Source organism: Vreelandella lutescens (assembly GCF_014640815.1).
In the GTDB taxonomy this organism is placed as follows: Bacteria; Pseudomonadota; Gammaproteobacteria; order Pseudomonadales; family Halomonadaceae; genus Vreelandella; species Vreelandella lutescens.
Genome location: NZ_BMHM01000001.1, coordinates 655609 through 668791, shown reverse-complemented (window position 1 = coordinate 668791; position 13183 = coordinate 655609). Strand labels below are relative to the sequence as shown.

Genomic DNA, 13183 nt, shown 5'->3' with positions numbered 1-13183 from the left:
CCTGTTTTTTGGCAACTGCTTTTGGCACTTTTCATTTCCCTAACAGGGTGCAACATTTTTGCACACTGCTTTCTTAATGCCTGTCTACACTCTTCTTTGTGACCTTTTTTCTGGATAGCTGGTCAAAGCTGCACGATTCCGTTATCTTTTAACGAACGCTGTTCTAAAACAAGCTGTATGCAACGTTTTGCAATCGATTCGCAGCCATCAATGCTGACGCTAGCTGCTGATACCTACTGGAGGTTTTAATGAAACGTTTACTACCCGTTGCTGCATTAAGCATTCTGACACTGGCAGGCTGCGCCAATACCTCTACTTATTCCGGCGATGTGTATCGCGGCAACCAAGCGCAAACGGGCCAGAGCGTTACCTACGGCACCATCGTGGCAGTTAGACAAGTTCAAATCCAGGCAGATAGCCGCACTGGTAACTTGCTTGGCGGAGGCGGTGGTGCAGTGATTGGCGGTATTTTAGGTAATCAGATTGGCGGCGGCACTGGACGTCAGCTGGCGACCGTTGCCGGTGCATTGGGTGGTGCGGTCGCAGGTACTGCCGCTGAAGACCGCGTTAACCGTGTTAATGCGCTTGAAATTGAAGTTCGTCGCGATGATGGAACCGATGTCGTCGTCGTACAGCGCGCAGACCGTGCCTATCAAGCAGGTCAACGGGTTCGTTTAATTGGTAGCGGTGCCAACTTGAGCGTCGCACCCTATTAATTAATACCCTGTAAAAAAAAACAGCCCGACCATCAACATGGTCGGGCTGTTTTGCTTTTTAGAGCATGACTCTTAATGCGTAACTTTGTTACTAGCCCAGTTGGCCAGTTTGAACACCGCTAACCCAATTAATGCCAGCAAAATAGCCACCAGCAGTACATCCACAGGGCGGATCAATGTCGTCGCGCCCAGCACCGCAATGGCAGCTATCCACATATAGCGGTTGTCGCCGTGGCTTTTCAGCACGCTAGGCAACATTTTGTCCAGCCCTTGGCTAACGCCGCTTTCCCAACGCTTATTAGCAAAATAAGCAATCAGGACAAACGCAACAACCCAAATCAAGAAGATGGTCATAACAGACTCCAGTGAGTGTATGTCAGGTGGAAAAGTGGTCGCTGTAGGGTATCCCTGGACACCCCCAGGCGCAATACCGCTAAAGGCTTGGGGGTGGAAAAACCCGGCTTACCCCCTGACAAGCTGGCCCACACGCGTTACCATGTTGGGACATGCACTCACCGAAAGGTTAATCAATGCAAATTGCGCAAAACTCGGTTGTCGCGTTCCACTACACCCTGACCAACGATGCAGGTGAGGTGCTAGATAGTTCTGAGGGCCGCGAGCCGCTGACGTACCTCCACGGTGCTGGCAATATCATTCCGGGCCTGGAAAAAGAGCTTGAAGGTCGTGCAGCTGGCGACAAACTGAACGTTAAAGTTGCCCCTGCAGAAGGTTACGGCGAAGTTCAAGAGCAGCTGATGCAAGAAGTACCGCGCGATGCATTCCAAGGCGTCGAAAGCATTGAGCCGGGCATGCAGTTTCAAGCCCAGACTCAAGGTGGCCCGCTGATGGTGACCGTCAAGCAAGTCGAAGGCGACACCGTTGTAGTAGATGGCAACCACCCGCTGGCAGGCCAGCACCTCAACTTTGATGTTGAGATTGCGACCGTTCGCGAGGCAAGCCAAGAAGAAGTTGAGCACGGTCACGTGCACGGCGAAGGCGGCGTTGAGCACTAAGCTCTCGCATGCTATCAGGGGCGGCCAATGAGCCGCCCTTTTTAATGGCCGCTATTTAGCTTACTCATTAGGAATCAACACAAGCTGACCGTAGCGAACGCTGCGCGACGATGTCACTTCGTCAGAAAACTGCTTTAGTGCACTTCCCTGCCCTTTTAACAGCGCGACTTCCAGGCAGCTATCGTGATTGATATGCACATGCAGCGTTGAAAGCGTTAAATCATGGTGGTCGTGGGAGTGTCGAGTTAACCGTTTTGATAAATCTCGCGCCGCATGGTCATAAACATACACCAATGCCCCCATGCATGGCGCATCAGGTGCCACTTGTTCTTTTGCCTGCTTTAGTCCATGACGGGTCAGGTCGCGAATGGCCTCCGAGCGATTTTGATAGCCACGCAGCGCCATCAGTGCATCGACGTCACTTAACAGATCCTCATCCAGCGTTACGGTTACCCGCTGCATACTCTCTCCTTCGCTGATCCGGGGTGGTGTCCTGCCGCAACTTCCAGCGCTGATAGTATGATGTTATTGTAAAAACATCATACTATCAGCCTTAAAAGGTGTCTTATGCGTCGCACTATCATACTGGCTCTAGCGGCCGCATGCGTGGCGCTAAGCGCGCCAGCATCAGCTAAAGACCAGCTAGTGCTGGCGATTGGCGGCGAACCAGAGCAAGGGTTTAACCCGCTGCTTGGGTGGGGCCAGTACGGCAACCCGCTCTTTCAATCCACACTGCTGACCCTTGGACAGGATTTAACCCCACAACCTGGTTTAGCCACCGAGTGGGCACTTTCTGAAGATCGCCTTACCTGGACCCTCACGTTACGCACAGACGTGCGCTTTTCCGATAACACTCCCCTTACCGCTGAGGATGTGGCCTTCACCTTTAACGCCGCCGCAGAGGCCGGTGGTCGCGCGGATCTTAGCGCGCTGGACAGTGCCCGAGCCGTCGACGGTAACACTGTCGAGCTCACGCTTACCACACCGCGCATTACCTTTATTGATCAACTCATGACACTGGGCATTGTGCCTGACGCAGAACGCGACAACGGCTACGGCGAAGGGTATGGCAGGCAGCCGCTGGGGTCAGGCCCTTATCAGCTTGTCGAGTGGCAAGAGGGAGAGCAGTTGATTGTTGAGCGTAACCCTTACTTTTATGGCCCCACGCCAATCTTTGAGCGGTTAGTGTTTCTATTTACGGATGAAGCCGCCACCCTCAGTGCTGCCCATGCGGGCCAGGTGGATCTCGCTGCGATACCGCAAGCATTAGCGAAAAACATACCCAACCAAATGCAGCGGGTCATTATGGAGAGCGTCGACAACCGCGGCATTCTGTTCCCCATGCAGCCTGATGAGGATGAACAAGCTGCCAACGGTGCACCGATTGGAAATAACGTAACGGCCGATCTCGCGATTCGTCAGGCAGTCAATTTAGCCCTCGACCGTGAGACGCTCGTGGATGTCGCGTTAAACGGCTTTGGCCGTCCCGCCTTTGGCCCAGCCGATGGCCTTCCCTGGAGCCATGAAGATGAGAAGGTGGCAACGCCTAATCTTGCCCGCGCTAACGCCCTACTCGATGAAGCGGGCTGGGTTCGTCAGAACGAGGACGAGCTGCGTTTTAAAAACGGCCAGCCTGCACGCTTTCGTCTCACCTATCCATCAAGCGACACCACGCGCCAACAGCTCGCCCAGGTGAGCGCCGAAATGGTGCGGCCGCTCGGCATCGAGATGCAACCCACCGGCCGCTACTGGGATGAGATACAGAGAGAAGCACTGCACCAAGACGCCATCGTGTTTGGCTTTGGCAGCCAAAGTCCGCAGGAAATTTACTATCTGTTCCATAGCGAGCACGCCGGGGTTGGTTTTTACAACAGTGGTTACTACGCCAACGAAACAGTCGACCACCACTTGGATACCGCACAAGCCGCCGCTAACGCTGAAGAAGCCAATCAACACTGGCGGGCCGCTCAGTGGGACGGCAACACTGGTTACGGACTTCAAGGCGATACCAGTTGGGCTTGGATGGTCAATCTTGCCCACGTGTATGCCACTAACCGCTGTCTGGATTTAGGCAAGCTAGGCGTTGCCCCCCACGGCCACGGCTGGCCTGTAACCGCCAATCTGCTCGAATGGCGCTGGACATGCGATTAACGGCATGGCTAGCCAGCCGTATACTGCGGCTGATGCTTGTCTTGCTGTGCGTGGCAGCGGTTTCGTTTGGGCTGATGATGCTCTCGCCCATCGACCCAGTGGACGCCTATCTTGGCCCACAGATGGCCCAAGTAAGCCCAGAACAGCGCGCCCTGATTGCTGAACAATGGGGATTCGATGCGCCGGCAAGTGTTCAATTTAGTCACTGGTTGCGTCACGTGCTCAGCGGAGAGCTTGGCTGGAGCCATATCTATAACCAGCCCGTCAGCGAGGTGATTCAACAGCGCTTTCAGCGTTCATTGGCTCTGCTGTTCAGCGCGTGGCTGCTGGCGCTACTCCTGGGAATGATCCTGGGCATCGCGGCAGGCAGTAAAGAGGGCTCTTGGCTTGACCGCTTCATTAGCGGCTATGCCTATGTCACCGCGTCGACGCCCACCTTTTGGCTTGCCATGCTGGCCCTACTGCTCTTTTCAGTAACGCTCGGCTGGACACCCACCTGCTGCGCGGGGCCCGCGGGCGTCCTCAGGCAAGAGGTTGATCCGCTAACACGGCTACATCATCTGATCTTACCGATTGCGACACTGGCACTGCTGGGCATGGCCACGATTACACTGCACACACGTGCCAAAATGGTGGCGTTTATGCGCTCAGAGACCGCGCTGCACGCCTTTGCCCAGGGGGCGAGCCGCTTCGACATTGCCTGGCGTCATGGCATTCGCCATGCCAGCCTGCCCGCCATTACCCTGGCGTTTGCCTCACTTGGCGAGCTGTTTGGCGGCTCACTGCTGATTGAGCAAGTTTTTGCTTACCCTGGGCTTGGTCAGGCCACCGTAGCGGCAGGCTTAAGAAGCGATGTGCCGCTGCTGCTCGCGATTGCGCTATTTACCGCACTGTTTGTAAGCATCGGCAACCTCATCGCCGATGGCCTGTATCACCTTGCTGACCCGCGAATCGCGCAGGGGCAGCGATGAACCACCAACCGCGCTTACTGGCAGCAGGCTATGCAGGGGTACTCTGCCTACTGGTAGCGCTCCTGCTTAGCAGCCGTTTTTGGTTGGGCGATACTCCTCTTCATATGCAGTTTGAGGCACGCTTGATGCCTCCTAGCGCCAGCCATTGGCTGGGCACTGACGCCCTGGGCCGTGAGTTATGGGCACGCACGCTAGCCGGGCTTTCTCTGAGTTTCTGGGTAGGCCTTAGCGCTGCGTTGCTGGGCACGCTGATTGCTTTAAGTCTTGCAAGCCTTGCCATGCTGTCATCAACGCTAGATGCACTGGTCAGCCTGCTGATTGATACGCTGCTGAGCGTGCCGCATCTGATTTTACTGCTGCTGATAGCGTTTGCTTTGGGCGGCGGAACCCAGGCGGTGATTATCGCCGTCGCGCTGACCCACTGGCCCAGCCTTGCTAGGGTGCTCCGAGCAGAGCTACTTAGCGTACGCCATGCCCCGTACGTAGCGATTTCCAAAGGATTCGGCAAACGCCAGGGGTTTATTGTGTGGCACCACCTGCTGCCCCACTTGCTGCCCCACTGCTTGGTCGGCGCGCTGCTGCTGTTTCCCCACGCCATTTTGCATGAAGCCGCGCTCACCTTTTTAGGTGTTGGCCTCGACCCGAGCCAACCCGCCATCGGCGTCTTACTGGCCGATGCTATGCGCTACCTCACCGGCGGTTACTGGTGGCTCGGCGTTTTTCCTGGGCTGGGTTTACTGCTCATGGTTCTAGCCATTGAGCGCTTCGCCGCGCTACTACGCAAAGCGCTGTAGGCACCACTGTTCACTCAAGGAACTTGCCATGCTGCACATCGACCGGCTAATCCTGCAACTTCCCCACTACCCCCACTGGTGGCGACAAGAGTGGACAACCTGTATTGACGCGCTTTCGCTGCACATAGCACCCGGCGAAGTGCATGCCGTTGTTGGTGCGTCCGGTGCCGGTAAAAGCCTATTGGCGGCTGCCATTATGGGACTGTTGCCCTCGGCGGCCAGGCTGGAAGGGGCTTTGCATTTTCAGGCGACGCCATTAACCCCTGCGCGCCAACGTCAGCTTCGTGGCCGTCAGCTAGCGCTCATTCCACAATCATTAAGCGCTCTTGATCCTCTCGCACGGAGCCGTCAACAGGTGCGCTGGGCGGCCCAACGGGCAGGATTGGGACGCCCAGCGGCCCAGCAGCGAGCAGATGAGCTGCTGGCCCACTACCAGCTAAGCCACGCCGCCACCCACTACCCCCACGAACTTTCGGGCGGCATGGCCCGCCGCGTACTCATCGCCATGGCCCAGGTCAGTAACGCCCAGCTAGTGATTGCCGATGAACCCAGCGTGGGCCTTGACCCCACACAGCGTGACCGCGTATTGGCAAAGCTAAAAGCCATCGCACGCGAGGGCAAAGCGGTGATGCTGATTACCCACGACCTGCGCCACGCCCTGCCCGTTGCCGACCGAGTCACTGTAATGTACCAGGGTAGAGGTATAGAGACGGCAACGGCTCAAGCGTTTCGTGGCCAGGGCGAACAGCTGACAAGTCCCTATGCGCGGTCACTGTGGCAGGCACTACCGGATAACGCGTTCAGCACGCAGCCCAGCGTCTTATGTCAGGAGCCTGCCTTTGCTTGAAGCCCATCAACTATCGTTTCGCTTTGCGTCAGGCTCGCCGCTGTTAACGAATATCTCCCTACGTCTTGCGCCCGGCGAGTGGTTAGGGCTAAGCGGCGATTCAGGAGCGGGGAAATCAACGCTTGGCAAGCTGTTGGCAGGCCAGCTAGCGCCCCACCAGGGCAGCGTGACCATAGACGGCTCTTTGCTGCCTGCACGAGGGGTACGACCCGTTCAGTGGTTGCCGCAGTCGCCTGAATTGGCGGTAAACCCGCGCTGGCGGGTAGGAAAGATATTGAAGGAAGCGTGGACACCGCCAGATACGCTGATAGAGGGTTTTGGCATTGAGCCGCAATGGCTGAAGCGTTTTCCTAATGCGCTATCCGGAGGCGAGCTACAGCGAGTGTGCGTGCTGCGCGCCCTCGCCCCCGGTGTCCGCTATGTGGTGGCCGATGAGATTTCCACCATGCTGGACCCCATCACTCAGCTGTCGCTGTGGCAGGCGCTTAAAGCGCACGCTGAACGCCATCAGCTTGGCGTCATCGTGATTAGTCACGACACAGCACTACTCAACCGGCTGTGCAACCAACGGTGGCATCTGGCAGGCGGCAGCTTACGTGTTAGTAGCACGGAGCTCGAAGCGCCATAGGCCAACACCGATGGCCAACGTTACGCACAGCAGCAGCCACGAGCCGATGGCCACGCCCTGCCACTGGGACCAGCGCCAAAAAGGCTCCAGCCAAAACCCGCCAATGCTGGCACCGAGGTAGTAAAACACCAGATAGAGCGCCGAGGCGCTGCCCCGTGCGCCTTGGGCGTAGCGCCCTACCCAGCTAGACGCCAACGAGTGCGCCAAAAAGAAGCCGAAGGCGTTAATGGTTAAGCCTAGAATGATGAGCGCCAGCGAGTCCGCCAGAGTCACGGCGGTGCCCAACATCAGAATCACAATGCCCGCACTCATGCAGCGGGCGGGAGAAAAGCGCCCCGCTAACTTACCCGACACCGTCGAGCCAAAGGTGCCGCCTAGGTAGGTGAGAAAGATCAGGCCTAAACCGCTCGCCGCCAGTCGATAGGGTGCCTCCGCCAAACGGAAAGTAATATAGCTGTACTGGTTAATAAAAATCAGAAAGTTAATGCCGCCCAGGCAGTAGGCGGCAAGCAGCACCGGCGAGCGCAAATGGCCGAGCAGGTCCCCCGCCGCTTGGCGCAGTTGAAAGCGCTTTGGCGTGAACGCTTGGCTATTGGGCAGTAGCCGCCAAAAAATGATGCAGCCCACCACGGTCATGGCCCCCACCGCCAGGAACGCAGCGCTAGGCCCGCCTATTGCCGCCGCCCCACCGCCAACGATACGCCCGCTGATGCCACCTAATGAATTGGCTCCGATATAGAGCCCTACGGCGCTCAGTAAGGCGGTTTTATCGAACTCATCGCCCATCCAGGCAATCGCCACGGCAGGCAGGCCACCCAGCACAAAGCCCTGCAGCAAGCGCAGCAGTAATAGGCTTTCAAAGGTGGGTGCAAAGGCTAGCGCAAGCGATAAACCGCCCGCCAAGAGCAGCGTAATACGCATGATGCTTTCGCGGCCAATCGCATCGGAGAGCGGCCCAAACACCAGCAGTGCCAGGGCCAAAGAGAGCGTAGATACCGACATCAGCAGGCTGACGCCTAAGGTAGAAACGCCGTAAGCCTCTTTCAGGCCCGGCAGTAGCGGTTGCGGCACGTATAGATTAATAAATACCAAAAACGACCCTAAACATAGGGCCGCCGTCGCGCGCCACCAGGCGCGCGTTTTTGCTTCAATCATGGCCTTTCCAACGTGAACCAACGCTCACGGCGAACACTTACGGCATGAAACGGCTGCTGAGCTGGGCGAGGTTGGTCGGCTCTAGAGCACGACGCGACTGCCAGTAGTAGCGCTGCCAGTAACTATTATCCAGGCTGGAAATAATCACGCCTTTCGACGTGGAAGCATGCAGGAAATAGCCATTGCCGACGTAAATGCCCACGTGGTTGTAGCGTCCGGGTGGGCGGAAGAAGACCAGATCGCCCGCCTGCAGCTCTTGGCGGTCGATCGGGCGTCCCTCATGCACTTGATCTTGGGTAGAACGGGGTAACTCTACGTCAAAGGTATCGCGGAAAACGTTTCTTACCAGGGCGGAGCAGTCGATCCCTCGATCCGTCGTCCCTCCAATCCGATAAGGCGTTCCTGCCCACCGCTGATGCTGCGCTAACAGCGCTTGGCGCACGACTGTTGGCGGGGGGGTCTGCAGGTTACGCAGGTGAGCATTGATTGGATCAGCGGGCGACATTTGGGGAGTGGCTCCTTCCATGCCGGGAAGCGACATCGAGAAATAGTCCTCGGGGGCTTCCATGCCCTGGCGTGAGGCGGAGCCTGCACAGCCAGCTAAAAAAGCAACGGCGACACAAACACTTACAACACGGACAGCGGTCACAGCGGGGTGTGGCAACGCAACCATGCGATTAACCTCGTGACAGAATTAAAAAAGAAAAAGACCCAAACATGAGAAAACTCATTTTTTTCAAACCTTGGACTATAAGCTAGTTATCCTATGCTTGGCGAGCCTAATGTAAGATTCGTTGATCACCCGGCAGCGTATCAATATGCAGCGGCGCAAAATGGCGTGGCTTATTGCCCGGAAAATCGAGACTCGCCCATGGGCCCGCCAGTATGGGAGCGCCGCAGAGCCACGCCACTAGCGCCTGCCGGAAGCCCGCTAAAAAGCTCTCCCGTTCGGGGGTTTCGCCCATAAAAAATGAGAAGCCTGCATACATGCCAGCTGCGTACTCTTGCCAACCGGAGTAGTGATCCGCTGCTAGCTGGTAGGCGCGGTCTAGCACCTGAGCGAATGCCTGCTTATCAAGCCAACCTAGCTGCCGTGCGGCAATGGCAAGATCTACCAATTGCGCAATGTCCCATGCCGCCATGTCGACATCATTACAGCCGTCTTCATTGGTGCTTACCCGGCGCAGCCGCAGCAGGTGATGACGCTCATCCTCTGCGCAGTCACCGGATTCCAAAATGGCGATTTCGGCTGTCAAGCGCTCCGGGTTCAGCGTGTAGGGCGCGTAGTTAATCTGGTACTCCTGCCGGTCACCTGCCTCCAGCATGAAGGTTAAAAACTCCTGCATGTCATCAGCGCTGGTCAGGTGGTAATGGCTCTCTACCCATTCGCGGATATCTGCGCACTCCCGGGGGCTCTCCAGCTGCGGCTCGCTCCACACCGCACTGTTCAGCGGCCCGACTAGCGACATCGCCGTAAAGTGGCTCAGGGTCGGCCGCTCACCCGGTTCGCACCAAGCATCTGGTCGCCAATCCAGCCAATGAAACAGGCTGCCGGGGTCTTCCAGGTGCCAGGCAATTTCATTAATCAACGAATCGTGCTCCGGCTCGGGCAGGCAGCTCTCCCAAGCAAACCAGGCTTCTAACAGGCGCTTTGGAGAGGCATAAAAACGGCACAGGCAGCTACGCAACGCGTTGGCGTGCTCCATAAGCGGCGCTTGCTCAAACAAGCCGCTATCGAGCGCCATATGCAGGTAAAAGGCGAATTTCTCGGCCATGTGAATCGTCGCGGCGTGGCGGCTAACCCCTTTGACCGCGTTACGCTGCTTCAACTCATCGGGCGTTGGCTGGCCAAAACGCGTTTGCGATGGTGGCATCACGCCGTGCACGGCATCCGCGGCTAACTGATTCAAATGGTGTGCCTGGGCAGGCAACCAGTAGCGCGCCAGCACCTGATGGCCTTCATCGGCATGCAGGCCCAATGAATCCTGTAGGTAAACCGCCGCATCCGCGCGCCGCTCTTCAGCAATGGGAGCGGCAGGATTTAACTGACGCAGCATCACATCCGGCTCACGCACACCCGCCAGGGCCAGCAGCCAGTGATGCGGGGTATTACGCCACGCTTTGATACGCGTGCGGGAGGCTTCGCGGGTAGCATCATCCAATAACGCGCTCAGCGTGTGCTTCCATGGGCTATAGGGCGCATGCATTAGCAGCTTATGGCGTGCGCTGGGCGTCATACCGCGGCGGTCTACGCCTTCAAATAGACTCTGACCGCGCATGTAGGCTTTCAGCACGGCGTGCCAGTCATGGTAACGTCGACCCACCAAGTCAGCCGCATGAGCCGCTAAGTCATCGGCTTCCGCTTGGCTTAGCCAGCCACAGCAGGCACCCGCCCACGCTAACTCTACTAACCGCAGCCAATCCCAGGCGGCCCACTCTAATGGCTCACCTTGATTCACAAAGGTAGTTAGTACCGGAGCGTAAGGGGCATCGTTTAACGCGCCACGCTGCCACTCCTGACGCTGGGCATGATCCATGGGCAAAAGCTCGCGGGCTTCAATATCCCAGCGCTGACGCTCGCCTTGGGCACTCAGCCATAGCATTACTTCTATTAATTGTTCGCGGTCATACACCTGCCAAATGCGCTCTAACCATTCGATGGCGTCTGGCCAATCGGCGGCGTTGGCCGGATACATCACAACCGGTCGAAACAGGGCATTCAACCGCCAAGGAGTGGCTTCTGGCGCTTGCGGCCATAGCGAGGCGGGAGCAGGCAGGCGGGCAAGCGCGGCGTCCAGGGCTTGCCAAGTAACCCCTTCGCCTTCACTTTCGAGATCAGACAACGCTTGGCAGGCATCAATAAAGCGGTCATCGGCACCGGTTTCCCAGCCTTTTGCGCCTAGCGCACGGCGCAGGTCCGCCAACCACGCTCGCTGATCGCTATAGTCTGCGGTAATCCGACGCGTTATATGGTGTGCCCAGGTGGTGGCCTGCGCCTGAGTTAACCACCCAGCCGCACCCGCCAGTGCTGCCCACTCGAGTGCGCCCAACAGCATATCTGCACTGTTAGCCGGTGCGCCGAGTGCAAAAAACAACTGGTCTGCCAACGCGCCACGATCGGCAATACCCAGCTGCAGCAGGCGTTGTTCCGCCGCTACCGCATCCACCGCGAGTGGGTGCGGTGTAAAAGCCCAATCACACAGCACGAGCTGTTGAGCCCACCAGGCATTTAGTGCGTCGACCAAAAGACACCTCGAAGAAACAGAAAGCAATCAATGAAAGCCATACAAAAATAGAGCAGCCGAGCCGGGCTGCCAAAAGCGGCATAGTGTAACGGAATCTGTTGCCAAGACCGATAGCCGCTACACAAAACAGCGCTGCCCGGCGCAAAGGCCGGGCAGCATAAGACGCGAAGCGTGGGTGACGCTAAGCGCTTTTAACTTTACTGATCACCCATAATAAGACCACCGCGCCTACGGTTGCCGTGACCAGCGAGCCAATAAAACCGCCCGCTTGCAAACCCAGCAAACTAAATAGGAAACCACCGACCAGTGCGCCAATCACACCTACACCAATATTGCCTAATACGCCAAAACCGCCGCCGCGCATGATGTTGCCAGCAATCCAGCCAGCTAAACCACCGATAATTAACCATGCAATAAAGCCCATACAACCTCCTTGGTTTCACTCAGCTTGGGGTTTTACCTTCAACCTATGCTTGTCCTACCATAGCACACGGCGCTACTGTTCTGCCCATTTGTTGCCTTTTCCCACAAGGAACCTTCTATGATCCCCGACTCCCTTAAACAGCTACTTAGCAGTGTTGATGGCCACCAGCAGGCCTCTTGGCAAGGGCGTGACGTAGCGCTATTTAATATGTCCTGGGGAGAAATGGCGATCAGCCTGCAAGGGGCGCAAGTGCTGCACTTCCAGCCAGCCGACGACACCGCTTGGCTTTGGGTCACCCCTACCCCGCAGGCGCTGCCAGGCACCATCCGCGGCGGCATACCTCTCTGCTGGCCCTGGTTTGCTGATGAGCGCTATGCCGATGAAAGCCCAGAACGTAATGGCCCCTTTCACGGGCTGGCCCGCCATGCCCAATGGCGCTTAGATGCCGTTGACGACCATGCGGAAGGTATTGAAGTACACCTCTCACCACAAGAGCGTCTGCATAGCCAACTCACGGCGAGAGTGGTCATCCAAGCAAATGCTCAACGTCTCAACGTTGAAGTGATTAGCGAAAATATCGGCGACGCCCCCGTCAAAACCAGCGGTGCGCTGCATACTTATCTTGCCGTAGATGATGTCCACCAGTGCCGCTTAGAAGGCTTAGCTGGAGCACGCTACCTAGATAAACTGCGCGGCTTTGCCGAATCAGAACAGCAAGGCACGCTGGCTATTCGTGGCCCGGTAGACCGCATTTATCACACCAATGAAGCGGTGCAGCTTAACGATGGCCTGCGCACGCTGCGTATTGGCAAGCAGTCCAGCGACTCAACGGTGGTCTGGCACCCGGATAGCGAGCTGCCTAGCGATACGCCTGCTGACGCTGCCAAGCACTTTTTATGCGTGGAAGCGGCCAATACGCGTCTAGACCCTGTATGGCTGGTACCCGGTGCTCAACACTTGTTAGCGACGACATTAAGTCGCGGTTAACCTTGGATTCATCAATCTGTTGGTAAGGTAGTCTTTAATTTGCTGGTTAAGGAGCGACTATGAATCCTCAAGATGTACTTGAGGCTGCCACACTGGCTTTTAATCTAGTGGGGATGGTGGTCTGTATTGTAGGCCTGACATTGGCACAAAAAATGTCGCGCAAATGGCCGGGCTATGTCATTGCCGTGATTGGTTTTCAGATCGCCACGATGCCTATGTTTTATCAGCTAATCCTTATGCTACGCCAGTAAG

15 protein-coding genes are annotated in these 13183 nt (G+C 56.9%); 9 read left to right on the top strand and 6 right to left on the bottom strand.

Annotation, left to right across the window (positions count from 1 at the left end; translation table 11 throughout):
• The first annotated feature begins 248 nt into the window (after positions 1 to 248).
• Positions 249 to 716, top strand: a complete 468-nt coding sequence (locus tag IEW65_RS03115; RefSeq protein ID WP_188638042.1) for an outer membrane lipoprotein — start codon at positions 249 to 251, stop codon at positions 714 to 716.
• A gap of 72 nt (positions 717 to 788) precedes the next feature.
• Here the strand turns inward: IEW65_RS03115 and IEW65_RS03110 are convergent, their stop codons facing one another.
• Positions 789 to 1070 (bottom strand): hypothetical protein, encoded by a 282-nt coding sequence (locus IEW65_RS03110; RefSeq protein ID WP_188638041.1) that lies wholly within the window; start codon positions 1068 to 1070, stop codon positions 789 to 791.
• A gap of 176 nt (positions 1071 to 1246) precedes the next feature.
• On the opposite strand from IEW65_RS03110, the gene IEW65_RS03105 reads away from it, so the two are divergent.
• A complete protein-coding gene (locus IEW65_RS03105; protein WP_188638040.1) occupies positions 1247 to 1729 on the top strand; it encodes an FKBP-type peptidyl-prolyl cis-trans isomerase in 483 nt (160 codons plus the stop codon).
• Positions 1730 to 1789: 60 nt separating this feature from the next.
• Here IEW65_RS03105 and nikR read toward each other — a convergent pair whose 3' ends face one another.
• Complete coding sequence (gene nikR, locus IEW65_RS03100; RefSeq protein WP_188638039.1) at positions 1790 to 2191, bottom strand: nickel-responsive transcriptional regulator NikR; 402 nt, start codon at positions 2189 to 2191, stop codon at positions 1790 to 1792.
• A gap of 105 nt (positions 2192 to 2296) precedes the next feature.
• On the opposite strand from nikR, the gene IEW65_RS03095 reads away from it, so the two are divergent.
• The 5 genes from IEW65_RS03095 to IEW65_RS03075 are packed head-to-tail and all read left to right on the top strand — an operon-like array spanning position 2297 to position 7120.
• Positions 2297 to 3880, top strand: coding sequence for an ABC transporter substrate-binding protein (locus IEW65_RS03095; protein WP_188638038.1), 1584 nt, complete (start codon positions 2297 to 2299; stop codon positions 3878 to 3880).
• Positions 3871 to 4851 carry an ABC transporter permease gene (locus IEW65_RS03090; RefSeq protein ID WP_188638037.1) on the top strand — a complete coding sequence of 327 codons (981 nt, stop codon included), beginning with the start codon at positions 3871 to 3873 and terminating at the stop codon, positions 4849 to 4851. Before IEW65_RS03095 ends, IEW65_RS03090 begins: the two co-directional genes overlap by 10 nt.
• Positions 4848 to 5645 carry an ABC transporter permease gene (locus IEW65_RS03085; protein WP_188638036.1) on the top strand — a complete coding sequence of 266 codons (798 nt, stop codon included), beginning with the start codon at positions 4848 to 4850 and terminating at the stop codon, positions 5643 to 5645. Before IEW65_RS03090 ends, IEW65_RS03085 begins: the two co-directional genes overlap by 4 nt.
• A gap of 28 nt (positions 5646 to 5673) precedes the next feature.
• Entirely contained in the window at positions 5674 to 6492 is an 819-nt protein-coding gene (locus tag IEW65_RS03080; RefSeq protein WP_188638035.1) for an ATP-binding cassette domain-containing protein, read from the top strand.
• Positions 6485 to 7120, top strand: coding sequence for an ABC transporter ATP-binding protein (locus IEW65_RS03075; RefSeq protein WP_188638034.1), 636 nt, complete (start codon positions 6485 to 6487; stop codon positions 7118 to 7120). Before IEW65_RS03080 ends, IEW65_RS03075 begins: the two co-directional genes overlap by 8 nt.
• Here the strand turns inward: IEW65_RS03075 and IEW65_RS03070 are convergent.
• The 4 genes from IEW65_RS03070 to IEW65_RS03055 all read right to left on the bottom strand — a co-directional run bounded on the left by IEW65_RS03070 (position 7085) and on the right by IEW65_RS03055 (position 11944).
• Positions 7085 to 8275 carry an MFS transporter gene (locus tag IEW65_RS03070; RefSeq protein ID WP_188638033.1) on the bottom strand — a complete coding sequence of 397 codons (1191 nt, stop codon included), beginning with the start codon at positions 8273 to 8275 and terminating at the stop codon, positions 7085 to 7087. The genes IEW65_RS03075 and IEW65_RS03070 overlap by 36 nt on opposite strands.
• 37 nt (positions 8276 to 8312) lie before the next feature.
• A complete protein-coding gene (locus IEW65_RS03065) occupies positions 8313 to 8948 on the bottom strand; it encodes a C40 family peptidase (RefSeq protein WP_188638032.1) in 636 nt (211 codons plus the stop codon).
• A 106-nt stretch (positions 8949 to 9054) separates the two neighbouring features.
• A complete protein-coding gene (locus IEW65_RS03060; protein WP_188638031.1) occupies positions 9055 to 11520 on the bottom strand; it encodes a DUF1266 domain-containing protein in 2466 nt (821 codons plus the stop codon).
• Positions 11521 to 11701: 181 nt separating this feature from the next.
• Positions 11702 to 11944 (bottom strand): GlsB/YeaQ/YmgE family stress response membrane protein, encoded by a 243-nt coding sequence (locus IEW65_RS03055; protein ID WP_188638030.1) that lies wholly within the window; start codon positions 11942 to 11944, stop codon positions 11702 to 11704.
• A gap of 117 nt (positions 11945 to 12061) precedes the next feature.
• Between IEW65_RS03055 and IEW65_RS03050 the strand changes: the two genes are divergently transcribed.
• Positions 12062 to 12931, top strand: coding sequence for a D-hexose-6-phosphate mutarotase (locus IEW65_RS03050; protein WP_188638029.1), 870 nt, complete (start codon positions 12062 to 12064; stop codon positions 12929 to 12931).
• 59 nt (positions 12932 to 12990) lie between these two features.
• The gene (locus tag IEW65_RS03045) at positions 12991 to 13182 is read left to right on the top strand and encodes a hypothetical protein (protein WP_188638028.1); all 192 of its coding nucleotides are present in this window, start codon (positions 12991 to 12993) and stop codon (positions 13180 to 13182) included.
• Position 13183: the final 1 nt, after the last annotated feature.

Bases quoted from the DNA above. Each gene is read 5' to 3' on its own strand.
- IEW65_RS03115 (WP_188638042.1), top strand. From the start codon at position 249: ATGAAACGTTTACTACCCGTTGCTGCATTAAGCATTCTGACACTGGCA.
- IEW65_RS03110 (WP_188638041.1), bottom strand. From the start codon at position 1,070: ATGACCATCTTCTTGATTTGGGTTGTTGCGTTTGTCCTGATTGCTTAT.
- IEW65_RS03105 (WP_188638040.1), top strand. From the start codon at position 1,247: ATGCAAATTGCGCAAAACTCGGTTGTCGCGTTCCACTACACCCTGACC.
- nikR (WP_188638039.1), bottom strand. From the start codon at position 2,191: ATGCAGCGGGTAACCGTAACGCTGGATGAGGATCTGTTAAGTGACGTC.
- IEW65_RS03095 (WP_188638038.1), top strand. From the start codon at position 2,297: ATGCGTCGCACTATCATACTGGCTCTAGCGGCCGCATGCGTGGCGCTA.
- IEW65_RS03090 (WP_188638037.1), top strand. From the start codon at position 3,871: ATGCGATTAACGGCATGGCTAGCCAGCCGTATACTGCGGCTGATGCTT.
- IEW65_RS03085 (WP_188638036.1), top strand. From the start codon at position 4,848: ATGAACCACCAACCGCGCTTACTGGCAGCAGGCTATGCAGGGGTACTC.
- IEW65_RS03080 (WP_188638035.1), top strand. From the start codon at position 5,674: ATGCTGCACATCGACCGGCTAATCCTGCAACTTCCCCACTACCCCCAC.
- IEW65_RS03070 (WP_188638033.1), bottom strand. From the start codon at position 8,275: ATGATTGAAGCAAAAACGCGCGCCTGGTGGCGCGCGACGGCGGCCCTA.
- IEW65_RS03065 (WP_188638032.1), bottom strand. From the start codon at position 8,948: ATGGTTGCGTTGCCACACCCCGCTGTGACCGCTGTCCGTGTTGTAAGT.
- IEW65_RS03055 (WP_188638030.1), bottom strand. From the start codon at position 11,944: ATGGGCTTTATTGCATGGTTAATTATCGGTGGTTTAGCTGGCTGGATT.
- IEW65_RS03050 (WP_188638029.1), top strand. From the start codon at position 12,062: ATGATCCCCGACTCCCTTAAACAGCTACTTAGCAGTGTTGATGGCCAC.
- IEW65_RS03045 (WP_188638028.1), top strand. From the start codon at position 12,991: ATGAATCCTCAAGATGTACTTGAGGCTGCCACACTGGCTTTTAATCTA.